The 23,732-nt window shown below is 44.3% G+C and carries 20 protein-coding genes and 1 other RNA gene; 13 read left to right on the top strand and 8 right to left on the bottom strand.

Going from position 1 to position 23,732, the window contains the following annotated elements:
* Positions 1–51 precede the first annotated feature (51 nt).
* The 5 genes from AB4274_RS05220 (at position 52) to AB4274_RS05200 (ending at position 6,162) form a co-directional block, all read left to right on the top strand.
* Positions 52–780 (top strand): DUF429 domain-containing protein, encoded by a 729-nt coding sequence (locus AB4274_RS05220; protein ID WP_102320384.1) that lies wholly within the window; start codon positions 52–54, stop codon positions 778–780.
* 81 nt (positions 781–861) lie between these two features.
* The gene (locus AB4274_RS05215; RefSeq protein WP_372111238.1) at positions 862–1,671 is read left to right on the top strand and encodes a M15 family metallopeptidase; all 810 of its coding nucleotides are present in this window, start codon (positions 862–864) and stop codon (positions 1,669–1,671) included.
* Between the two features lie 305 nt (positions 1,672–1,976).
* Entirely contained in the window at positions 1,977–3,857 is a 1,881-nt protein-coding gene (locus AB4274_RS05210) for an ATP-dependent zinc protease (RefSeq protein ID WP_372111235.1), read from the top strand.
* 237 nt (positions 3,858–4,094) lie between these two features.
* Positions 4,095–5,159, top strand: coding sequence for an HlyD family secretion protein (locus AB4274_RS05205; RefSeq protein ID WP_372111233.1), 1,065 nt, complete (start codon positions 4,095–4,097; stop codon positions 5,157–5,159).
* On the top strand, positions 5,149–6,162 hold the full coding sequence (locus AB4274_RS05200) for a DUF2955 domain-containing protein (RefSeq protein ID WP_017059742.1): 1,014 nt from the start codon (positions 5,149–5,151) through the stop codon (positions 6,160–6,162). Before AB4274_RS05205 ends, AB4274_RS05200 begins: the two co-directional genes overlap by 11 nt.
* A 113-nt stretch (positions 6,163–6,275) precedes the next feature.
* Here the strand turns inward: AB4274_RS05200 and AB4274_RS05195 are convergent, their stop codons facing one another.
* Both AB4274_RS05195 and yfcC read right to left on the bottom strand, forming a co-directional pair.
* On the bottom strand, positions 6,276–7,283 hold the full coding sequence (locus AB4274_RS05195) for a succinylglutamate desuccinylase/aspartoacylase family protein (RefSeq protein WP_017059743.1): 1,008 nt from the start codon (positions 7,281–7,283) through the stop codon (positions 6,276–6,278).
* A 128-nt stretch (positions 7,284–7,411) separates the two neighbouring features.
* Positions 7,412–8,890, bottom strand: coding sequence for a putative basic amino acid antiporter YfcC (gene yfcC, locus AB4274_RS05190; protein ID WP_017059744.1), 1,479 nt, complete (start codon positions 8,888–8,890; stop codon positions 7,412–7,414).
* Positions 8,891–9,288: 398 nt separating this feature from the next.
* Between yfcC and AB4274_RS05185 the strand changes: the two genes are divergently transcribed.
* On the top strand, positions 9,289–9,843 hold the full coding sequence (locus AB4274_RS05185; RefSeq protein WP_372111230.1) for a recombinase family protein: 555 nt from the start codon (positions 9,289–9,291) through the stop codon (positions 9,841–9,843).
* Here the strand turns inward: AB4274_RS05185 and AB4274_RS05180 are convergent.
* The 3 genes from AB4274_RS05180 to smpB form a co-directional block, all read right to left on the bottom strand.
* Positions 9,840–10,757 carry a DUF6236 family protein gene (locus AB4274_RS05180; RefSeq protein ID WP_102393636.1) on the bottom strand — a complete coding sequence of 306 codons (918 nt, stop codon included), beginning with the start codon at positions 10,755–10,757 and terminating at the stop codon, positions 9,840–9,842. The two genes, AB4274_RS05185 and AB4274_RS05180, sit on opposite strands and share 4 nt — an antisense overlap.
* A gap of 174 nt (positions 10,758–10,931) precedes the next feature.
* Positions 10,932–11,298: a transfer-messenger RNA gene (ssrA, locus tag AB4274_RS05175) on the bottom strand.
* A gap of 66 nt (positions 11,299–11,364) precedes the next feature.
* Positions 11,365–11,850 carry an SsrA-binding protein SmpB gene (smpB, locus tag AB4274_RS05170; protein WP_004735156.1) on the bottom strand — a complete coding sequence of 162 codons (486 nt, stop codon included), beginning with the start codon at positions 11,848–11,850 and terminating at the stop codon, positions 11,365–11,367.
* A 119-nt stretch (positions 11,851–11,969) separates the two neighbouring features.
* On the opposite strand from smpB, the gene AB4274_RS05165 reads away from it, so the two are divergent.
* The gene (locus AB4274_RS05165) at positions 11,970–12,398 is read left to right on the top strand and encodes an SRPBCC family protein (protein WP_017069540.1); all 429 of its coding nucleotides are present in this window, start codon (positions 11,970–11,972) and stop codon (positions 12,396–12,398) included.
* Between the two features lie 3 nt (positions 12,399–12,401).
* Positions 12,402–12,713: an RnfH family protein gene (locus AB4274_RS05160; protein WP_004735158.1), complete on the top strand. Its 312-nt coding sequence runs from the start codon at positions 12,402–12,404 to the stop codon at positions 12,711–12,713.
* Positions 12,714–12,885: 172 nt separating this feature from the next.
* Here AB4274_RS05160 and bamE read toward each other — a convergent pair whose 3' ends face one another.
* The 3 genes from bamE to nadK all read right to left on the bottom strand — a co-directional run bounded on the left by bamE (position 12,886) and on the right by nadK (position 16,254).
* Positions 12,886–13,245, bottom strand: coding sequence for an outer membrane protein assembly factor BamE (gene bamE / locus AB4274_RS05155; protein ID WP_010438918.1), 360 nt, complete (start codon positions 13,243–13,245; stop codon positions 12,886–12,888).
* Positions 13,246–13,412: 167 nt separating this feature from the next.
* A complete protein-coding gene (gene recN, locus AB4274_RS05150; protein ID WP_372111227.1) occupies positions 13,413–15,077 on the bottom strand; it encodes a DNA repair protein RecN in 1,665 nt (554 codons plus the stop codon).
* Positions 15,078–15,369: 292 nt separating this feature from the next.
* Entirely contained in the window at positions 15,370–16,254 is an 885-nt protein-coding gene (nadK, locus tag AB4274_RS05145; protein WP_017066747.1) for an NAD(+) kinase, read from the bottom strand.
* Positions 16,255–16,397: 143 nt separating this feature from the next.
* Between nadK and grpE the strand changes: the two genes are divergently transcribed.
* The 5 genes from grpE to dnaJ all read left to right on the top strand — a co-directional run bounded on the left by grpE (position 16,398) and on the right by dnaJ (position 23,677).
* Positions 16,398–16,979: a nucleotide exchange factor GrpE gene (gene grpE, locus AB4274_RS05140; RefSeq protein WP_017069543.1), complete on the top strand. Its 582-nt coding sequence runs from the start codon at positions 16,398–16,400 to the stop codon at positions 16,977–16,979.
* A gap of 389 nt (positions 16,980–17,368) precedes the next feature.
* Positions 17,369–18,643 (top strand): dicarboxylate/amino acid:cation symporter, encoded by a 1,275-nt coding sequence (locus AB4274_RS05135; protein ID WP_371722135.1) that lies wholly within the window; start codon positions 17,369–17,371, stop codon positions 18,641–18,643.
* Positions 18,644–18,900: 257 nt separating this feature from the next.
* Positions 18,901–19,938, top strand: coding sequence for a polysaccharide lyase family 7 protein (locus tag AB4274_RS05130; protein WP_017059866.1), 1,038 nt, complete (start codon positions 18,901–18,903; stop codon positions 19,936–19,938).
* 392 nt (positions 19,939–20,330) lie between these two features.
* Complete coding sequence (dnaK, locus tag AB4274_RS05125) at positions 20,331–22,244, top strand: molecular chaperone DnaK (protein WP_017059868.1); 1,914 nt, start codon at positions 20,331–20,333, stop codon at positions 22,242–22,244.
* Between the two features lie 284 nt (positions 22,245–22,528).
* On the top strand, positions 22,529–23,677 hold the full coding sequence (gene dnaJ / locus AB4274_RS05120; protein WP_017059869.1) for a molecular chaperone DnaJ: 1,149 nt from the start codon (positions 22,529–22,531) through the stop codon (positions 23,675–23,677).
* Positions 23,678–23,732 lie beyond the last annotated feature (55 nt).

Below are 23,732 nucleotides of genomic sequence, written 5' to 3'. Positions count from 1 at the left end.
ATGAGTTGAGTGGAAATATTCGAAGGTGGACTGAAGGCATCTCTACAAACAATGAAACACATCGGAATTGATGGCTGCAAGGCGGGGTGGATCGCTTGGATTGTCTCTGACAATGAGATACCTGCGTTTAAAGTGGTAAACACCCTCGATGAGCTAGCGAGTGATCTTATCGGTTCAACGGCGCTTATCGATATGCCTATTGGTTTTAGTGATGCACAAACTCCAGATCGCTTGTGTGACAAAGCAGCAAGGCGTTTTCTAACCAGCAAACGTGGTTCTTCGGTGTTTCCGGTTCCGTGTCGTGAGGCGGTTTACCAAACCGATTACATTGCGGCGTGCAGTGCCAATGTGGAGCAGCTTGATAAGAAGTTTTCTAAACAGACTTGGGGAATTGTGCCCAAGATTCGCGAGCTTGATGAGCTCATTGAAACTCATCCCAATCTTTCTATCAGGGAATCACATCCTGAAGTGGTGTTTGCAGCATTGAAAGACGAACCGCTGACGTTTTCAAAACGAACGCAAGAAGGCAAAGAGGAACGGCTTTCTATTATTCAGCAGCTATCCCCTCAATGGTGTGACCGCTTGTCGTTGGCCATTTCAAATACCAAACGTAAAGACGCCGCGATAGACGATATTTACGATGCGTTCGTACTTATGTTAGTTGCCTATTACGCTCCGCAATTATCGACCTTACCTGAACTTTCTGATGTTGGTGGAGAAGCTGACAAGGATCAGAACGGACGAGTTAGAGAGATTGTTTACTGGAACAAAACACGCTAACAAAGCGTGCGCTCAACTTGGCTTAATATGCTATTTTCCAACTTCTGCTACTTTTCACTCTTACTATTTTGAGTTTTTGATATGAAACGTTTTATTGTCGGCTGTCTGGCCACTGTGCTCAGTGCAGTGAGTTATGCCCAAGTCGCTCCTATATCTCAATGGCAATGCGACATGATGAAAAAGAACAATGTCTTGAGTAGTGGTGCGCCCGTTGGTTGTGAGCGACTATCCAAAGTGGATTTCGATTTCATTAGTTTCAAAGGGGAAACGCAACAGGGCAATATGATCGTGCTTGATGTTATTGCGCCTGCTGTTGAACAAATCTTTTCAGAGCTTAAACAGCGCAATTTCCCTCTTCATTCCGCTCGCCTAATGCGTGAATTCAGAGGTGACGATAACGCCTCAATGGACGCGAACAACAGTAGCGCGTTTAACGCTCGTCCTATTACAGGCGGAGGAGGTTGGTCGAAACATGCCTATGGTGTGGCAATCGACATCAACCCAGTTCAAAACCCTTTCTTAGAGTTTGATAGCAACGGAAGAATCACGGTAAAGCCTTCACAATCTGCGACAAGTTATGTGAACCGTACTCGCTTTCGTGCGCGTGATGAAATAGAACGCCGCGGCATGGCTGAAGATGTGGTGGAGCTGTTTGCCCATCACGGATTTATGATCTGGGGAGGGGATTGGAATAGCCCAATCGATACTCAGCATTTTGAGGTTGGATCAAGAAAGTTCGTTAACCAACTGCTCTCTAAACCACAACCTGAAGCCGAGGTGTTATTTGAGCGCTACGTCAAATCTTATCGACAGTGCTATCTCAAAAATAAAGGTGAGGACGCAGAAAAAGCTCGAGCTATCTGTGCAAAGAAAACAGTCGGGACTTTTTAGTGCTATGTTTATCTAGAACCGTTTGTGTTTTAGCAAGTTAAACTCGCTTCAGGTGTGTTTTGAATCGCTAAGGTCAGCGCTTGTCGTCGGCCTTTTTTGTATTCATTTCTCCAATAGAACACCGAGTATTGAAAAGATTATTGGGTATCCATTAGTCAATAATCGATAAGCGAATGCAGCGCAAAGTCATCGGTTTGTCATTGAAAAACTCATAGCGTTAACGTTTTGTGAGAACCATTACTGGTGGGGGAACTCTTCGCGCAAACGCCAGTATTATTAGTGAACTGATCACAACGGACCAACTAATGAAAAAGATACCTTTGGCTCTAACTCTTTTAAGCACTCTACTTTTTTCACAATACACTTTGGCTACTGACACTTCACCTACCACTCAAAACCCGACTTACGAACTCGATGGTAAGGCGGTATTAGGCCGTACTGAGAACGTGTACCTATCTAGCGTTCAAGGGCTTCAAGACGTTCCTTTCATTGGTAAAATTGATACCGGTGCAGAAACCACTTCTATGCATGCTGAAGACATTCATGTGAAGAGCACGAATGCCGACTACAAAAACCTCAAAGACAAAGAGTTGATGGCGGCAATAACCGAAGACCTGTTGAACAATTCCGATGTTGATTACGATGATTGGGATGGCAGCACCTTTGCGAAATATGAGGCTGTGGTCTCTTTCAAGGTTCAAAACCCACGTACGGGTGACATGGTATTAATTAAAGCGCCTTTAGAGCGTGTCAGCATGATACGAAGCCGTACCAGCAGCACGCCTTTACTTCGTCCTACGGTTAAGATGTCGCTGACCATTGCGGATCAAGAATTAAAAACAGACGTTAACCTGACTGACAGAAGCCACTTCTCTGCACCAGTATTGATCGGCAAAACCTTCCTTGCAGATAACGCACTGGTGTTTGCGGGCTATGACTACTTACAAGAGCAAGAGAACGCAACGGTGGTGGGCCGTAAAGAGGTGGTATCTATCTCGGGAATGGCGATGAATGCGACCTTCTCTTTAAAGAACCGCTACAGCATTTTGCATGCAAAAGACATCGACATAGACAAAAAGAACAAAGAAGTGACGTTTGATATGTTCGACAACGACGGTAAGCAAAAAGAGATGACGTTGCCGTTGGTTCGTATGTTAAGCGTGAGCGGTAAGAAGAGACCTTTAGTCTATGTACCTGTTCAACTCGATGAAAACACAACTAAAGACGTTCTGGTGTACCTACGTGAGCGCTCGAGTAGTGAATCGCAGTTGAGATTTGGAACCAGCACCGCTAGCGAACTCTTCATGATAGACACCAGTGCTGAGAATATTTTATCAGAAGGCTCAGAGAGCTTTAGTGATGTGGCGGAGTCTGGTGAGCCTATGATCATCTCACCGGAAGAGGACATCACACTGGATGACTTCCCACTTAAGGCTGTGGCTTCGTTTACTGTAAACACGCCTTTGTTGAAGGTGGACAGCTTTGAGATTGTTGGCAAGGGCAAAGATGCTTCCGTTGAATTTTATCTTACGGATGTAAATGGTGAGAAGCAGAAGGTGACCAAGCCAATTATTAAGAAGCTTAAAGTCGGGGATGATACTCGCCCTGTTGTAAGTGGTGAGTTTGCGGTGTCTGGAAAAGTGCGTACGCAAGAGTTCGCCATCGACGTGCTCAATACAAATGAGAAAGAAGCGTACTTTATTTTAGGCAAGAAGATGGCAAAAGAGGGCGTTTACGTTAATACGCGTTCTGATTACCTTCTGAAAGCCGAACCACTGTTTAAAGTTGGGCATATTGAAGTAGTAGAAGTGAACGGCATGAAGTTCCCGGCCAAGCTCGACACTGGTGCGGATGTAAGCTCAATGAACGCAGTCAACATCAAACGATTTAAGAAAGATGGCCAAGACATGGTGAGTTTTACCTATCAAAACAACCAAGGCGATAAGCAAGACTTTACCAAGCCAGTGATTGATGTAATGCGCATTAAAGCCAAGAAAGGCGAGAAGGTGAACATTCGCCCTGTGGTAGAAATGAAGGTTAAGCTCGGAGACCTAGAGAAAGAGGTGAGGGTAAACCTTCAAGACCGTTCTCGCTTCGAATACAGCATGATCCTAGGTAAGAACTTCTTGAAGCACGGCGCAGTAGTGAGCAGCGATGAAGATTACTTGTTAGGTGATATGGAGTAACCCCTAAACTTATCTAAGTTCGTAGCAGAACAGATCTAAACAGCCACACATTTCATTAATGGGATGTGTGGCTTTTTGTTGATTGTTAATTGTTGCCGTGACAATATTTCAAGTAATCGTTTGTTTTTACTCAAGAGACAGATCGACTAGACTACAATGAAGTGGAATTCACTTTAATTTTTAAAACATCGTATTCGGCAGGCGAGTAAATCGTGCTGTCGGATCGAGAGAGAGAGCATGTCAAAAGCAGAAAAATCTTCGCGTAAGCTTAGTTTAATTATTATTTCGGTTATTTTAGTAGTGTGGCTTTACAGTTTGTGGGCCGACCGCGTCACACCAATGACGGGGATCGCCCGTGTTCACTCTTATATTGTGCGTATTGCTCCTGAAGTTTCTGGCAATATCACGTCTGTGCAAACTGAAAATAATCAGGTCGTTGAAACGAACCAATTGTTGTTTGAAATTGATGCTCGAAACTATCAGATTAGTTTGCGTTCCGCTGAAGCGAATCTTGCTCAAGTAGGCCAAAATATTGGCGCAAGCACAGCGGCGGTTAACGTTGCACAAGCGAAAGTGACCGAGGCGGTTGCGGCTCGGGATAATTCTCGAGAGCAAGCGAGTCGAGTGAGTGAACTCGCCAGTAAAGGGCTGGTTAGCCGCTCTGAATTAGACAACGCCATAGAGAATCGTGATCGTGCTGAAGCGTCATTGAAAGCCGCAGAAGCCTCTTTGGTTCAGGCAAAACAAGCGTTAGGGCCAGAAGGGAGTGATAATCCACAAGTGTTGGCGGCGATTGCAGCCCTTGAGCAGGCTCAGCTCAACTTACAGAAAACCCAAGTGATGGCTCCTTCTCATGGCGTGGTGAGTAACCTACAACTGACGGTAGGCCAGCGAGCAACCGCAGGCTCACCTGTTTTGACCTTTGTTGATCCGCGAGAGGTGTGGATATCTGCGTTATACAGAGAAAACTCGCTAGAGCATATACAAGCCGGGCAAAGAGTTGAGATCGTATTGGATGCGTTACCGGGGCGAGTGCTATACGGCACGGTTGATAGCATTGGTTGGGGAACGGGTGGCAGCAATAGCACTGACCAAGAGACTGGCTTTTTAAATTCAGACACCAATTCTATTGCCGCGCAGCGCTACCCAGTCAATATTGTGTTTGATCATGGTGAGGTTCCAAGCAACATTCGTTTTGGTTCACAAGCCACAGTGGCTGTCATGACAGAGCAAAGTACCCCAGGTGAGTGGCTTGCTCAGCTTTGGATGAGAATTCTAAGCGTGTGGACTTATGTTTCATAGCTCAGCTAACTCCATTATTCGATTGGTGTTACTGCCGCTTTCGCTATTGTTCTACCATCAACAAAGTGGGCAGATGCTCGCTGTTTTGTCGCCCATATTTGTTGTGATGTTCATGACATTGATGCCATCCAAACCACCGATTAATTTAATATTAAAGGTGATTGTTGCATTAATCTTAATCAGCTTTGGTGTGGTGTTTTTTGGTAGTGTATTGGTCGACTCGCCAACCGGTTTTGTCCTCTATTGCTGGCTATTGCTGTTCTGGAGTTATCAGCGTAGCCATCAGAATACAAAAGATATCATCGCGACACTGACCATTATCGTGGTCATCGTGATGGTGGTGGTCAACAAGCAGATGCATCTCCCAATGGCGGGATTGCCCCTATTGTTCTTTGAAAAGCTGGTGATAGCTTTGATCGTCACTTACTTGGGGTTCTGGTTGTTCCCGGGGGATGAAGTGAATGTCCTTCCGACTGCGGCCGTTTCCGATGCGCCCACTACTGGTGACTATATCATGGTTGCATTTAAAGCGACCGCGGTTGTGGTTGTGCTGGCGATTTTGGTAGGAAATTCGGTGTCACAAACGATGTTGATTGCGATTACGCTTGGCAGTATGTTGAAAAGCCCATCGAATCACGACCACCGTACATTCAGCCGAAACAAGCTTGTCACCACTGGCGTTGGCATTCTGTTTACGTTACCTGTGATGATCATGATGGTGTCAGGCGCTCCAATCTTGGTTATTTATGGCGTGAGTTTGGTGTGTGGTTTGCAACTTGCGTGTTTTGCTATCAGGCGGCAGGCGAATCTGACGATTTATCAGCTCTTGTTTACTAATTTTACGACCTTGGCTTATCAGATCATCAGCCACCCAGGATCTGCGTCCCTCTCGGCACAAATGACACGTCTATTTGCCATTGTTTGTGCAGTCATGGTTGGCGCAGTGGTACTGGGCTTTCTCAGCAGTAATACTAATCATAGTCATACCGATCACAGTAAGTGATTAATATTTATAAGTAATAATAAGGGGATAGCTCTGCCGAGTTATCCCCTTTTCACAATATGGGTTAACGACTCAAATGCCATCAGTAAAGAGCCATTTGATGAAGTGACGTGTTACTTCAATAGTCTGACTAACAAAGCGCCCGGTTCACGCATCGGATCTTGATTGACGCTGAGTACATAGCCATCAGCAGGGGCGTAATAACGTTGTTTCTCAGAACCAAAACTATCATATTGAATTGAAATCAATTGTTTTGATTGTACTGATTCACTGACCTTAACTTGAGGGAGAGCGAAACCACCGACATTGGCTCTAATGGTCACCGTTTCTTTGCCTTCAAAGCAGGCATAGTGAGGCTGATCTATCTTTGTAGAGATGATATTTTCCGAGTGCAGGATATTCATCACGCCATTCACTGAACGCTCAATGAGGTCGGGTTGTAAAACCTTTCCAGAACCAACCTCGACGGTGATAGCGGGCGTACCACTTTTATTGAGCTGCGTTTCTAAAACGCCATCATCACCTGGATCATCAAAAATACAGTCAGGATTGATCAATCGAGCCATTTTGATTGCTGCGGGGATTCGATAATCGGCAAAGACATACAAAGGATACTCTGCTCCGCGAGTTTGGGTATGCAGATCGATAGCAAGATCCGCATTATGGCTGAGTAGGTTCTGCCAAATTGAATGTGTAAAACGTTGTGAGGCATCACCGTTCGGGTTTCCAGGGAATATACGGTTAAGGTTTGCTGGGGATGCATCCGGATCCGATGAAATAAAATCTCGGCTGTGCATCAACATACCTGACACATTAATCATCGGAATAATGATGACTGTGCCGTGTATCTCCTCGTTTACGAGCTTTTGAATGACCTTCTGTGCGGTAATAACTCCATTTAATTCATCACCATGAACGCCTGCCGTTACCATTATTTTGCGAGCATTTTGACTTTGCTCACCGCGATAGACGACCACAGGTAAATGATGATTTTGACCAACACCGTTAGTTTGTGCCTCAAACCAGAAACGATGGCATCCCATCGGTAAGTCATCAACATTGAGTTGAGATATTACAGGGTGTCCATTTAGAACATCATTGGTATAAGTAGTTTTTCTCACACTAGTTTCCTTTGTCTCTGGTCCACAATCTATTCTGAGTCTGTGTTGGATGATTGTTATTGAAAGCTGTGATTAAAAATGGGCAGTAAACTGCCCATTGAGATACACGTAAATATTGAAAGGCGCTGTTATGCAAAACCCAGCAGGTGAGCCGCAACAATAATAACGCTCGACAAGCAGAATAGCAGCACGATAAAGCGCCAGCAGAATTTTGCCCAATCACCCCAGTCAATGCGGCATACACCTAGTGTTGCCATCAAAGAAGCTGATGTTGGGACGATGATATTGGTAAAGCCATCACCTAGCTGGAATGCTAAAACCGCGACTTGACGAGTCACACCTGCTAAATCGGCGAGTGGCGCCATTAATGGCATCGTTAGAGCTGCCTGCCCTGATCCTGACGTTACAAAGAAGTTGAAAATAGCTTGGAAGGCGAACATCAGCCAAGCAGCCATCGCTTCTGGCAATGCACTAATCACACCGCCCGCACTGCTTAAGATTGAATTCAGTACGCTTGGCTCGGTTGCATCGCTGCCGCCGCCTAAAATCAGCAAGATACCTTTAGCACTACCCACAAGAATAGCGGGCGCTAGCATCACACTTGCGCCTTCCTTAAATGAATCGGCCATGTCGTTGATGGTCATATCATTTAATCGGAAAATAACACCGATTAAGCCAGCAACAAATCCCATAGTGAAAAACTGAGAGGCAATTTCAGGAATGTACCATGCGTGAACCACTACACCCCAAATAACCCAGGTCATGCTCGCTATCACGGTGAGAATCACCAACGTATCGCCGATATTCCAACGTGATTGAGTCAAGTCTCCTTGTTGCTTCTTGAAGTAAACATCACCAGCTTTACTGTAAGATTTCGAAGGGTCTTTCTTTACCGAATTCGCATACCACATCGTAAAAGCGATGCCGAGCGCGGTGAAGAAAACCCATAGAGCGATACGCACCGATGCCCCAGATAAGACAGGTACACCAGCAATGCCTTGGGCAACAGCAACAGAAAATGGGTTCATCCAAGAAGCAGCAAAACCAATCTGAGTCGCTACGTACGTCACCATTACCGTAGTAATACCATCATAGCCAATACGTACCATTAGCGGCGCGATAATAATGGCAAAGGCGACGGCTTCTTCACCCATACCAAATACAGCCCCACCGAGCGAGAACAGTGCAAATAATACTGGAATGAAAAGCGATTGACTGCCCTTGGTTTTGTCTATGAGACGCAAGATACCGTTATCAATAGTACCTGTGCGCATCACAATGCCGAAAGCACCGCCAATCACAAGCATAAACATGATAACGCCGATTGCTGAACCCCACTTAGATCCAGACACTAAACCTTCAAATACGAAGTTCATTAAGCCGATATCACCACCGCTGGCGAATAGTCCGACAGTATTGTAAATCGGGTTGCCTTGGGGGTCGGTGTGATAGGCAAATGAAGCTGGATCTAGAACGGTACGAGTTTTCTCTGCACCATCAGAAACATAGCTGATGTCTTGTGTTTCAAACATGCCTGCAGGTATGACATATGTCATTGCAGTCGCAAGCAACGCGATAAAGAAAATTAGCACCAGAGTATCTGGCATTTTCCATGTCTTATTTTGGATGGTATCCGATGTTGTGGTTGTCGTGCTCATTGTCAGTTTTTAGCTATAATTAAGATTGGCATAAAATATCACTAATTAAGCATATAATGTCAATTTTAAGTTGGTTTTTGGCTTGTTTGGTGGTGTTATGTTCTTGTTTTTGCGTGGCATGATGGTTTTTATTTTTAACTTGTTATTGCCTGGTTTTATTTAGAGGTAAAAAGTCCTAGCTCAGGTGCTTTTTAAGCAGTGCGGTAAGTTTCATAGAGCGACTCTGGATATATAAAAAACTATACCTTATGAGACTGTATCTAAGGTTGTCTCAAAAGCATTGACTTAGAGTTTTGATACATGTAATCCTGTAAGTGTTAAGAGGTTTTGAGACACTAGGAGTAAGCATGGCGAACGTAGGTTACATTCGAGTTAGTACAGCAGAGCAGTCCACCAGCAGACAGTTAGCAGATGTGAAACTGGATAAGGTGTTCGAGGAAAAGGTATCAGCTAAGACAGTAGACAGACCGCAGTTACAGGCATGCTTGGATTATGTCAGGGATGGAGATGTACTACATGTTCACAGTCTAGACCGTATCTGTCGTAGCGGTGCAGGTGATGCTGTTGGGCTGGTGGAGCAGATGAATAAGAAAGGTGTCTCGGTTCAATTCCATAAAGAGGGTATGAGATTCGATGGTGCTATGAGTGCAGCACAGAAAGGCGTACTGGGAATACTGGCTGCCGTTGCTCAAATGGAACGTGAGCTAATCAAAGAGCGTCAAGCGGAAGGCATAGCAGCAGCCAAGGCAGCAGGTAAACACATCGGTAGACCGAAAGCGCAAGTCACTAGGGATGATGTCCAGAAGCTATTAGATAACGGTGTACCAAAAGCTAAAGCAGCCAAGGAGTTAGGAATAGGTCGTGCGACACTGTATCGGCTCCTTGACGCTAGAGAGTATTAAGCTGGTTTAAACTCTCTTCTCACGCTCTTGAGGTACATGAGTTCCGCTGGAGTGGAGTCGGATGATTGGCGTATTAGTTTTGGTGCAATTCCTATTGCTGCACCAGCTAAGCCAGCTTTTAACGGGTCAAAACCAAATTGCGATGCTGTACCTAGTGCAGCAAGAGTTAAGCCTAGGATACCAGTTGTATCTGAAATCACAGAGCGAAGGCTATCGACACTAATGTCTATTTTTGACTGTTCTAAGGTGCGATTGACATCTCTAATGGAAGCTTCCAGCTTAATCATTGCGGTATTTTTTGCTCTAGGTATGTCACCAGCAGTTAGCACTGACTGGTAGAGTTCATCTAGGTAACTACGGAACGCGAGCAGTTCATCATGATGCTTGTACTTAAATTCAAGTATAGAATCGAAGTGTGTGCTAACAGTAGGGACGGGTAGTAAACCGTGAAGCTCCAGTTCAATACTCTCTTTATCTACAGGAGTTGTGGTGAGAATGCTATCCGAGATTTGAGCCTTAGACCATAAGCCTGGATGTGCTTCATTGAGCTGTTTAAAAATTGCTTCATGTGAAGCAAGGATTTCATCTCCAGCCTTTTTGCTTAGGGTTACATCAGTGCAATCAACAATCTCAGCAGTCATAAAGTTAGATACATTAATCACACTGCTTTGTTCCATGCGCATTCCAAGCGAGCGAGGTTTTTCTCCATGTCGAGTTCGTTGTAACGCACCAGCTTTTTCTAGTTCTTGGAACTGCCAGCAATCAAACTCTATCGAGGAGCATTTAGGAACTTCAATCTTATCCCAATAAAGTAGGTACTTACGTAACTCAAAATCATCAGTAGCAGAACGAAATAAAGCCCCACCTGTTTCTGGATACTCAAATTGAGGAGATAGAACAATACCTCTTTCCATTGATAATCGCCTTACACTCAGATAGTTAGGTTATTATGATAATGCAAGGTGTTGAATAGGGGGAAGGAAGAGAATAGGCTTTATGAAGTGTGGCACTTTACTGTGGCACCCATACAAAAACAGCGCTATCCCAAAAGGCGCTAACCTATTGAAATAACGCTGTTTCCAAACGTTTGGTGGAGCTGGCGGGAGTTGAACCCGCGTCCAAAAATCATTCATCATTGGTACTACATGCTTAGTCGATCTTTAATTTCACCAGCAACCTGCGAACCGACACGCTAGTTAAAGGCTAACCTGAATTATAATTCGCGCTTTTCCTCTCAGGTGGGAGAAGCCACGCTAGCTAGTTTGGGTTTGATCTCTTATTGGTCCCCGTCTTACGAGCGGAAGCTAGGGTAAGAGAGCTCTGAGCAGGTTATTAAGCTGCTAGTGCGTAGTTTTCGTCGTTTGCGACTATTTTTTTGCGGCTTTTAACGTGGCCAACCGCCCCACGGCATGCACCTCAGACTTCAAAATTCCTGTCGAATCCTAAATCAGCCCCAAGTGTTATTTGCATAGTACCAGAAAAGCTTACCCTGTCTAGCACTGTGCGTTTAAGTGCTTAAAATTAACGCAAATTACTCTTCATAATTCGTGCTTTATCTCTCGCCCAATCTTTTTCTTTCATATCAGTACGTTTATCGTGCAGCTTTTTACCTTTCGCTACGCCAACTTTAATCTTCGCCCAAGAGCGAGACCAGTAAAGTGCGGTTGCGACAAGCGTCATGCCTTCACGGTTAATACGACCGATAAGGTTATCGAGTTCTTTTCTCGACATTAGTAGTTTACGGATGCGTGTTGGGTTCGCCACGATATGAGTACTCGCTTGAGTTAGCGGAGTGATCGTCATACCACTGATGAATGCTTCGCCATCTCGGATGTAGACGTAGCTTTCTGCGATATTGGTTTTGCCTTCACGTAGGGATTTTACTTCCCAGCCTTGTAGCTCAAGCCCCGCTTCTATCTCATCATCGATGAAATATTCGTGGCGAGCTTTCTTATTAAGCGCAATGGTATTACTACCGGCTTTTGATTTTGATTTATTCTTTGCCATAATGGCCTCATTATACGGATTGCACCCTAGTTGGGGAATCCTTTTTATTTGCGCTCTGGCCCAATACAATTAAAATTGCAGTTTGTGTTAATGTAACGCTGTCTTTAACAGGAGTCTATATGCCAAAGGTTACTCGTTCAGCATTAGTGTCGTTTAGTGCCGACCAGATGTTCAACTTGGTCAATGATGTTGCTCGTTATCACGAGTTTTTGCCAGGGTGTTCTGGTTCACGTGTGATCGAATCTTCAGATTCAACTATGGTGGCTTCGGTTGATGTCTCTAAAGCTGGTATCAGCAAAACATTTACCACATCGAACCGCTTAGCGGATGGTGCTGAGATCTTGATGGAGCTGGTAGATGGCCCGTTTAAGAAGCTGGAGGGGGGCTGGTATTTCACTCCTCTAGACGACCAAGCATGTAAGGTTGAACTTAAACTAGAGTTTGAATTTTCTAGTCGAATGATTGAAATGGCATTTGGCAAGATTTTCAATGAACTGACAAGCAATATGGTCAGTGCATTTACTCAACGAGCGAAACAGGTTTACTAAGCCATGACTATTGAATCAGATATGATCCACGTAGAGGTTGTGTTTGCGCTTCCGCACGAACAGCGTGTGTTTACCTTGGTGGTGAACAAAAACGCGACTGTGGAAGAGATTATTGCGCAGTCTGGTGTTTTGGAACTGTATCCAGAAATCGACTTAGCGAAAAATAAGGTTGGCGTGTTCAGCCGTAACGTTAAGCTAGATGCGACGGTTCGTGATAAAGACCGTATCGAAATCTACCGTGCACTGTTAGCCGATCCAAAAGAGATTCGCCGTAAGCGTGCTGAGCAAGCGAAAGCAGCAGCGGCTAAATCGTAATACCAAACAAATTTGAATGATAAAGAAGCTCGCATTAGCGAGCTTTTTTTTCATCTGTTTGTTAGACAATACAGTCTACAGTCTCATTTGTTAGCAGATATTAAAAAGCCTGCTAATATGAGCAGGCTTTTGCGATTCTTGCTTTTGACTGGAAAGCTTTGTTAGTTGAAAGCTAGCGAAGGCTTTCGAAGAATTCATCACTGGCTTCAAAATCACCATTGATCGTCACTAAGGTGCCCGTTGCATCAAAGTTAACAACAAGATTTTTTTGAATCGAGTCTTCATGGCCTTTTGTGTGGTGGTAAATGTAGTACCACGTATCTGGGTAGCCATTTTCGATAAGCATAGGTGAGCCCATAACGTAACGAACTTGTGTTTTTGTCATGCCAAATTTCAGCTGATCGACAGCTTCTTGTTCAACATAGTTACCCTGATTGATGTCAATTCGATAAACCAACTTCTCTAGTAGAGAGCAACCGGTCAACATTGTTAGTGCAAGTGGAACTGCAACTAACCACTTTTTAATTCGCATAGTTTGAGATCTTTCTTCGCTAAAATACTGCCTGATAATAAACAAGCTCCAGCAAGAAGTAAAAAGCTCCTTGCGCTTTGAGCTTGTTATGACTGGCAATTTTGAATTAAGTTGCAAAATTGCCAAGAATTTTCGGTAAATTATCAGAAAGTTGCTGAATATGTAACCTATGCTGCGATTAATAACTCTTTTGCATTGGCAAGCGTCGATTCGGTAATCTGGCTGCCACCAAGCAGTCGAGCAAGCTCTGAAACGCGTTGTTGCTCATCAAGCGTGTGCATTTGAGTCTCGGTTTTACCTGATTTCGTGTTCTTCGCTACAAAAAGTTGTTGGTGACCGCAACCGGCAACTTGAGGTAAGTGAGTCACGCACATAACTTGTGTCGATTCGCCCAGCTTACGTAGCATTTTTCCGACAACCGCAGCGGTTGGTCCACTGATACCCACATCGACTTCATCGAAAATCAGGCTTGGTGTATCCACTTTTTGCGCTGTGATCACCTGAATCGCCAGTGAGATTCGTGATAACTCACCACCAGAGGCCACTTTCGCAATCGGCTGCATTGGTTGTCCTGGGTTGGTCGAAACAATGAAGGTCACGTTATCCATACCCAATGGAGAAGGGTGTGTGCTGGTGTTGTTCACTTCAATGGCAAACTGCGCTTTTTCCATGCTCAGTTCGTGCATGCTTTGCGTGATCAGCTTGTTGAGCTCTTTTGCGTAACGAGTTCGAGATTTATGAAGCTTCTCTGATTTAGCAACGAACGATTGGTATTGGTTTTCTACCTCGTTGGCCAGTTCTTCCAATTTTTCATCAGAGCAATCAAGCGCTTCAACTTGTTGTAGTAAGTCTTGATGGTGCTTATACAGCTCTTCAGGTAACACGTGGTGTTTACGAGACATCGACATCACTTTAGAGAAACGCTCCTCAACGTAAGCCATACGACCGGGATCAACATCAATGCTGTCTAGGTATGTTCTTAACTCGTTGTTGGTCTCTTCGATCTGAATAATGGCTTCAGAAAGCAAGTTCGGTAACTCGGCCAATCTTTCATCTAGCTCAGCTAACTGAATTAAGGAGTTATTGGCCGATTGCAGAATACCAAGCGCATTAACTTCTTCGCCTTCATAAATAAGCTCGATAGCTTGCTGACAGGTTGTGGCCAGTTCTCCGCTATTGGAGAGGCGCTTATGCTCTTGTTCGAGGTCTTCATATTCTTCCTCCCCAATAGACAGCTCATTTAACTCTTTGATTTGGTATTCAAGAAGTTGTTTTTGAGCTTGGTTTTGCTGGCTATTCTCACGTAACTCTTTTAAGTGGTTATCCGCTTGTCGCCATGCTTGGTAAGCATTACGTGTCGATTTCAATAGGTTCAAGTGGCCTGCGTATTGATCAAGCATGGCCATTTGATAATCGCTTTTCATCAACTGGTGATGCGCGTGTTGACCATGGATGTTGATCAACAGTTGTCCAAGTGATTTCAATTGCGAAAGAGGGACAGGGCTACCGTTGATGAATGCACGAGAACGACCTTCTTTTGAGATGGTTCTGCGCAGGATGCACTCACTGCCATCAAGCAATTCGTTGTCTTCTAACCAGCGGGTTGCATGCAGATTGTTCTCAAGTAAAAAAGCGGCACTGACTTCGGTTTTTTCTTCACCTTGTCGAACCATTCCTGCATCGGATCTTCCCCCAAGACATAAGCCTAAAGCATCGATAGCGATAGATTTACCCGCACCAGTTTCCCCGGTGATTGTTGTCATGCCTTTAGATAGTTCTAGCTGTAAAGACTTAACAATAGCGAAATTATTAACACTTAAATGAGCCAGCATTTTTATTTACCTGTATAACTGAACAATACTGTATATAAGCTCAGTATATACTGTTTCTTTATACAGTAAAGTCGACAGGTGAAAATTTTTTGCGACCGTTATCAGAATTGAGGTTGTTCGTAGATCACTGAAACCGCTATAGATTCCCAACTCAGTCGTTCCTCCCTCTTGGGAGTGGAGGTATAAGGAACTGCAGAGAAGCTAGAGCCGACGGGCTTTTACTGGCAATAAAAAGGCTGACGAATGTCGTCAGCCTTTCAAATTTTCGGTTACCACTGGAGCGTTTATTCTTTTAGAACAGCTTACTCGACCAACCTAGTTTGTTACGTAGAACATGGTAGTAGTTGTAGTCTTTAGGATGGATCAACTTAAGTACATTCGGGCTTTGGTAAATGTGGATCTCATCGCCAGGAGAAACCGGTAGCGAGATTTGACCATCACAGCTCACTTCCTGAGTTCCACGGTTATCAGGCGATACGATCAGCTTGATACGACGCTTGCCATCCACCACAAGTGGGCGGCTTGAAAGGGTGTGCGGGAACATTGGCACTAGTGAGATAGCATTTAGGCTTGATGACAGGATAGGGCCGCCGCCAGAAAGCGAGTAGGCGGTAGAACCTGTCGGTGTTGAGACGATTAAGCCATCAGAGCGCTGTGAGAAGGCGAAGCTGTCATCGATATATACTTCGAACTCGATCATGTGAGCAACTTGGCCGGGGTGCAGTACAGCCTCATTAAGGGCTGCATTGTGGCTTTTTATCTGGCCGTGACGATGAATTTCCGTTTCAAGTAAGAAGCGCTCTTCTTCCATGAACTCGCCTTTGAGTACATCAGTAAGCGCACTCTGGAAGTTTTCAGGGTTGAGATCGGTTAGGAAACCAAGATTGCCTCGGTTAACACCAATCACTGAAATGTCGAAACGTGACAAGATTCTAGCGGCACCGAGCATATTTCCGTCACCACCGACCACAATAGCGAGATCGGCGCGTTTACCTAATTCAATCAGGCTAGAAAAATGTTCTTTTGGGATGTCGTCCAAAATAGTGGCGAGTCTGTCATCAACAAACACTTGATAACCCTCAGCACTTAACCACTGATAGAGCTCTCTATGAGTCTGAATTGCTTGCTGATCTCGAGGTTTACCGATAATGGCGATGACTTCAAATGGCTTTTTCATAACGTTTCCAAACGAATTAGGCTTGAATCAAAATTCTTCATCCCCATAATAAAGGCAAGTTGAACGTCTATGCGAGTGTTTTATATCAATTTGGGGCGCAAACACGCCTGTCACTTGCATTGAAAACGAATTCTGGAGATATCATGAGCAACGAAGAAAACAAAGTAACCGAAGCAGAGCTAGATCAGATCATCGCTGAAGCTGAGAAAGTTGAAGAAGCTGAACTGAATGAAGACGCTGCTGATGAGCAGGAAGCAAAAATCGCTCAACTGGAAGCTGCACTGCTTTCTAGCGAATCTAAAGTGAAAGAGCAGCAAGATTCTGTTCTTCGCGCGAAAGCTGAAGTTGAAAACATGCGTCGCCGTAGCGAACAAGAAATTGATAAAGCGCGTAAATTCGCTTTGAACAAGTTTGCTGAAGGTCTGCTTCCTGTAATCGACAACCTAGAGCGTGCAATGCAAGCGGCAGACGCTGAAAACGAAGTGGTTAAGCCACTGTATGAAGGTGTTGAGCTAACGCACAAAACGTTCGTAGACACAGTTGCTAAGTTTGGTCTTAAAGAGATCAACCCTGAAGGTGAAGCGTTCAACCCTGAATTCCACCAAGCGATGTCTATTCAAGAAAGCCCAGATCACGAATCGAACACGGTTATGTTTGTGATGCAAAAAGGCTACGAACTAAACGGTCGTGTGGTTCGCCCAGCGATGGTTATGGTTGCTAAGTAATGACGAATTACGTTGCCAAGTGATTGACTGGTGCATTGACTGAGTTAGTCGCAGCGACAAAATAAATCACTGGTTTGCGTAAAATAAAAAGAGAGGTATAGGCCTCTCTTTTTTTTGTGCCTATAACTTGAGAGTCCACGTAAATAAGCATCAAAACCGCATTAAGAATGTCGTTCTTTTTATTTCATTCAGATCAGCGAGTTAGAGTTTTGTGTTATGAAACTTGTTGTGATTGAGTAAATGTTTTGATGTCACATTTGTGATGTTTTTGTAAATAAATACTTTTAATTGTTATCTTTGTATGTAAAATCCACTGCCATATGGCGATTTTGGTCGCATATATAACTATAAAAGTACAAATTTCAAACACAACAAACTGGAGAAGAACGATGGATAAATCGCTCTCAAGTAAAATTTTTGTAGGCTTGTTCGCCGGTCTACTTATTGGTACTGCTATTCAGTACCTATTCAGCGGTATTGCTATTTTTGATACGTATCTACTTGGCGCTGCCGAAGGTGCTGGTGGTATGTTCGTATCACTTATCAAATTGCTTGTAGTTCCTCTTGTTTACGTATCTATTGTTTGCGGTATTGTTGAGCTAAAAGATATTCGTTCATTTGGTCGTCTTGGTGGTAAAACCTTTGGTCTTTACATTATTAACACCATCATCGCGATTTCAGCAGCGCTAACGATTGGTCTTATTTTCCAACCAGGTGCAGGTGCGAACCTTGCGGGTACGGTTTCTGAGACAATTGCGCTTACAACAACTGAAACACCAGACATCTTCTCTCTTGTTGTTAACATCGTTCCTAGCAACCCTGTAGAAGCGTTCGCAAGCGGCGACATGCTACAAATCATCTTCATGGCAATTTTGACAGGTCTTGCTATTCAAGCGCTTGATTCTCGTGGTGGCCCAGCTATCAAGACATTCAAGATGGCTAACGAAATCATGATGAAGCTTATCGGCCTAGTAATGAGCTTGGCGCCTTACGGTGTATTTGCTCTGATGATTCAACTGGGCGCAACACTGGATGCAGACACGCTAATGTCAGTTGCTGGCTATGTGGCGCTTGTGGTTGCAATGCTTGTGTTCTGGATTTTCTTCTTCTATCCAATGATGGTTGGTTCATTCACTGGTATTTCTCCAAAGCAGTTCCTACGTGCAACTCGTGAGCAAGTTCTATTCTCACTATCTACAGCAAGTTCGAATGCAACAATCCCAGTAACAATGCGTACTCTTACTGACAAACTAAACGTATCTAAGTCAGTAGCAGGTTTCGGTGTACCACTAGGTGCAACAATGAACATGTCTGGTGTATCTATCTACATCGCACTAGCAACTATGTTCGTAGCAAACGCGTTTGGTCAGCCAATCAACACTGCTGATATCTTCACTCTTGGTCTAACTATCCTGCTACTGTCTATCGGTGCTGGTGGTGTTCCTGGTGGCGGTGTTGTGATGGTAGGTGTTCTATTGCACCAACTAGGTTTACCACCAGAAGGTCTAGCGATTGTTGCTGCTGTTGACCGTATCTGTGACATGTTCTGTACTTCTTCAAACGTAGTGGGTGACACAGCGGTGAACACTATCGTTGCTAAATCTGAAAACGAAATTGGCGTTGAAGCTAACGAAGAAGCTGAGCTGCAAAAAGCAGAAGTTTAATTCTTAATTAAGACTCAATAACTGCGAAGCCCCGCTCAACCAGAGCGGGGCTTTTTTGTTTCTGATGATAAGTGCTTTGGGCTATCTGATAACTTGGCTAAAAATATCTTTGATTGGTGTTAAGTCTCATTTTTTCTTTTTACTCGTGCCGAATTGGCCATCAGTTTTCAATCTTTAATATAGATTACATATAATAATACAATATTATTTTATTGTTCTGACAACCTACATTATGACGACATAAAGGAAACCCAATAATGAAGCTGTCTTACCTTAGCCTACTGACTGCCAGCCTTTTAGCCGCTCCCGCTCTTGCTTCTAATCACGATATTGGTCAACAGTTCAATCTTGACCCTGCAAAAGCACCAGCACAAAACTTCGATTTATCTAAATGGAAAATTAACTTACCGGAGCTGACGACTGAAGGGTCTAGAAAAGGTAAAACGCTGGAGATTGGTAAAAAGGAACTGTCGAATGTAGACACGCCTTACGTTCACCCTAAATGGTTCTACACGGATGCTGAATCTGGTGCGATGGTGTTTGTGGCTCCGAATACAGCTCCAACGACGCCAAACAGTAAAAACACGCGTAGTGAGCTAAGAGCGATGCTAGCGGATAGCTACTCTGCGCCGAGCAACAACTTCGCGATTTCAAGCCATAAGAACGCGGAAGAGTTTGGCTCTATCGGTGGCCAGATGACGGCAACACTTTCTGTTGATCAGGTGAGCACCAGCGGTAATTATAAGAAAACCGGTGCATTCTCTGTGGTTATTGGTCAAATCCATGGGTCGGATAATGAGCCACTGAAAATTGTTTACCGCAAGTTGCCAGAACATGAGCATGGTTCGTTAACGTGGAACTATGAGTTAAACCCGCCGACAGAGATGAAAAACGCGAAGGATGAAAACGGAAAGAAACTTCGTAAAGACATTCGCCATGATGTATTTGGTCAATACAATCTGAAAAAAGGCAGCTCGGACCCTGCTGATGGCATCAAGCTAGGTGAAGTGTTCTCATACGATGTGAATATCAAAGATAACATCATGCACTTAACCTTTACTAAGAATCCAAACTCAGCCGATCCTATTGTGAAGACGTATGATGTTGATTTGGCAAAGGGCAAATATCAGGGACACGATATCGATCTTGGTTACGGTCAAGACTGGATGTACTTCAAAGCGGGTGCGTATAACCAGTGTAATACTAAGAAGTCGAGTTCTGCCTGTGAGTGGCGTGGTATGGAAGCGGGTGACTACACCCAAGCAAGCTTCTACCAGTTAGTTCTTAATCAATAATATTGCCGAATCAAAAATAGTGCAGAATCAATAACGGTTCGACTCGCTGTTAGTTGAAAAAAGACCTTCCATATGAAGGTCTTTTTTTATGGCATCTGGAATAGGGTTGAGGTTTCAATGTGGCGACAAATGCGAGAGTTTCTCAACATTGGAGCCTTAATTGGCAAGGGATCGGTCACTTTTTACCTTTATGTAAAAAGATACGGGAAAAAATAGATTTTTTTTACTTATTCCCTTGAAAACCAGTTTGCAGCCCTTATCTATGGTGCATACGAAAGCAAATTACATTTGCACTTAAATTTTGTGTATTAGGGTTGAATCCCTGATTACCGCCCCCCACATATGTGGGTATAGCAAAAAACTAATATAGATTATATTTCGGAGATAGCCTGATGGGTCGAATCATTGGTATTGATTTAGGTACTACTAACTCTTGTGTTGCTGTTTTAGACGGCGACAAACCACGCGTACTAGAAAATGCTGAAGGCGAACGCACAACAGCATCGGTAATCGCATACACTGACGGCGAGACGCTAGTTGGTCAACCTGCGAAACGTCAAGCAGTTACTAACCCTCAAAACACGCTATACGCAATTAAGCGTCTAATCGGTCGTCGTTTTGAAGATGAAGAAGTTCAACGCGATATCGAAATCATGCCTTTCAACATTGTTAAGGCTGACAACGGTGATGCATGGGTTGAAGCGCAAGGCCAAAAAATGGCTGCTCCTCAAGTATCTGCTGAAGTTCTTAAGAAAATGAAGAAAACAGCTGAAGACTTCCTAGGCGAAGAAGTAACTGGCGCAGTTGTTACTGTTCCTGCTTACTTCAACGATGCTCAACGTCAAGCAACGAAAGATGCTGGCCGTATCGCTGGTCTAGATGTTAAACGTATCATCAACGAACCAACAGCTGCTGCTCTAGCTTACGGCCTAGACAAGCAAGGTGGTGATCGCACTATCGCTGTATACGACCTTGGTGGTGGTACATTCGATATCTCTATCATCGAAATCGATGAAGTAGAAGGCGAGAAAACTTTCGAAGTTCTTTCAACTAACGGTGACACTCACCTTGGTGGTGAAGATTTCGATAACCGCATGATCAACTACCTAGTAGATGAGTTCAAGAAAGAGCAAGGTATCGACCTTAAAGCTGATCCACTAGCAATGCAGCGTGTTAAAGAAGCAGCAGAAAAAGCGAAAATCGAGCTTTCTTCTACTACTCAAACTGACGTAAACCTACCTTACGTTACTGCTGATGCGACTGGTCCTAAGCACATGAACATCAAAGTGACTCGTGCGAAGCTTGAGTCTCTAGTTGAAGACCTAGTTCAACGTTCTCTTGAGCCACTAAAAGTAGCTCTAGCAGATGCTGACCTATCTGTAGGCGAAATCACTGACGTTATCCTAGTTGGTGGTCAAACTCGTATGCCTATGGTTCAAGCTAAAGTAACTGAATTCTTCGGTAAAGAGCCACGTAAAGACGTGAACCCTGACGAAGCTGTTGCAATGGGTGCTGCTGTTCAAGGTGGTGTACTAGCTGGTGACGTTAAAGACGTTCTACTACTAGACGTTACTCCTCTATCTTTCGGTATCGAAACGATGGGCGGCGTGATGACTAAGCTTATCGAGAAAAACACAACTATCCCTACTAAAGCGGATCAAGTGTTCTCTACAGCTGAAGACAACCAAAACGCAGTAACTATCCACGTTCTTCAAGGTGAGCGTAAGCAAGCGACTTACAACAAGTCTCTTGGTCAGTTTAACCTAGAAGGTATCCAACCAGCACCACGTGGCATGCCACAAATCGAAGTAACATTCGACCTAGATGCTGATGGTATCCTGAACGTATCTGCTAAAGATAAAGCAACAGGTAAAGAGCAGAAGATCACTATCCAAGCATCAGGCGGCCTGTCTGAGGAAGAGATCGAAGCAATGGTACAAGAAGCAGAAGCTAACAAAGAAGCGGACAAAAAGTTCGAAGAGCTAGTAACTGCACGTAACCAAGCTGACCAAATGATTCACGGCACTAAGAAGCAAGTAGAAGAAGCTGGTGAAGCTCTACCTGCAGACGAGAAAGCTAAAATCGAAGCGGCTATCACTGCACTAGAAGAAGTTAAGTCTGGTAACGATAAAGAAGCTATCGACGCTAAAGTTCAAGAACTTATGCAAGCAGCTCAAAAGCTAATGGAAATTGCTCAACAGAAAGCTCAAGCTGAACAAGCTGGTGCTGACGCTGGTGAACAACCTAAGCAAGACGACGATGTTGTAGACGCTGAGTTTGAAGAAGTTAAAGAAGACAAAAAATAATTTCGTCGCAGAGTAGCCTGATTTCGTTATCGGAAGTGTCCACCTACTAACGTAGGCTCCGCGCTTCCACTTAGGACTCAAGCTATCTGCTTAGAAATTTGTCTCAAAGACTTATTATTGCGGGCGTCAGAGGTAACTCTCACGCCCGTAAATTTGTATTTAGACTTGTCGATCTAGATAATAGCTTTATTCGGCATTTCAGCCGGCAGAACTTTTATCTAGATTGATACACAGACTACTGAAGTGATCATTCGGTAGTAGCAATTATTTTGGTGACCTAGAACATGTCAAAACGTGATTTTTACGAAGTATTAGGCGTAAGCCGCGATGCATCAGAGCGCGATATTAAAAAAGCGTACAAACGCTTAGCGATGAAATTCCACCCGGACCGTAACCAGGGTGATGAGACCGCAGCAGATAAGTTTAAAGAAGTAAAAGTAGCGTACGAGATCCTAACCGATTCTCAAAAGAAAGCAGCTTACGACCAATACGGTCATGCAGCCTTTGAACAAGGTGGCATGGGCGGCGGCGGTGGTTTCGGCGGCGGTGGCCAAGGTGACTTCGGCGATATCTTCGGTGACGTATTTGGCGACATCTTCGGCGGCGGTCGTCGTGGTGGCGGTCAACAGCGTGCACAACGTGGTTCAGATCTACGTTACAACATGGAACTTTCTCTAGAAGAAGCGGTTCGTGGTGTTTCTAAAGAAATCGAAGTACCAACACTTGTAGAGTGTGATACTTGTGACGGCAGCGGCGCGAAAGCGGGTTCTTCTGCACAAACGTGTGGCACTTGTCATGGCCACGGCCAAGTACAAATGCGCCAAGGTTTCTTTGCGGTTCAACAGACTTGTCCTACTTGTAACGGTAAAGGCAAGATCATCAAAGACCCATGTAACTCATGTCATGGTCAAGGTCGCAAACAGAAGACGAAAACACTTAACGTTAAGATCCCTGCTGGTGTTGATACTGGCGATCGTATTCGTCTATCAGGCGAAGGCGAAGCGGGAGAGCAAGGCGCTCCAGCTGGCGATCTGTACGTACAAGTACACGTAAAAGAGCACAACATCTTCGAACGTGACGGCAACAACCTTTACTGCGAAGTACCAGTAAGCTTCTCTATGGCTGCTCTAGGCGGTGAAGTTGAAGTTCCAACACTGGATGGTCGTGTAAACCTTAAGGTACCAGAAGAGACACAAACGGGCCGTATGTTCCGTATGCGTGGCAAGGGCGTGAAAGGCGTTCGTGGTGGCGGTGTGGGTGATCTAATCGTTAAGCTAGTGGTTGAGACTCCAGTTAAGCTAAGCGCTCGCCAGAAAGAATTACTGCGTGAATTCGAAGAAACCTGTGGTGGTGAAGCGGCAAGCAAGCATAAGCCAAAGTCTGAAGGTTTCTTCAGCGGCGTTAAAAACTTCTTCGATGACCTAACTAAGTAATTGATAGTGATTTGAAAATTTTAAAGCCTGCCAGTGTGAAGTGACCCCGTAAAGT

This window comes from Vibrio sp. 10N.261.55.A10 (assembly GCF_041470825.1).
Taxonomy (GTDB): Bacteria; Pseudomonadota; Gammaproteobacteria; order Enterobacterales; family Vibrionaceae; genus Vibrio; species Vibrio crassostreae_C.
Note: the sequence above shows the minus strand (reverse complement) of the source record. Positions and strands in the feature narration are given on the sequence as shown.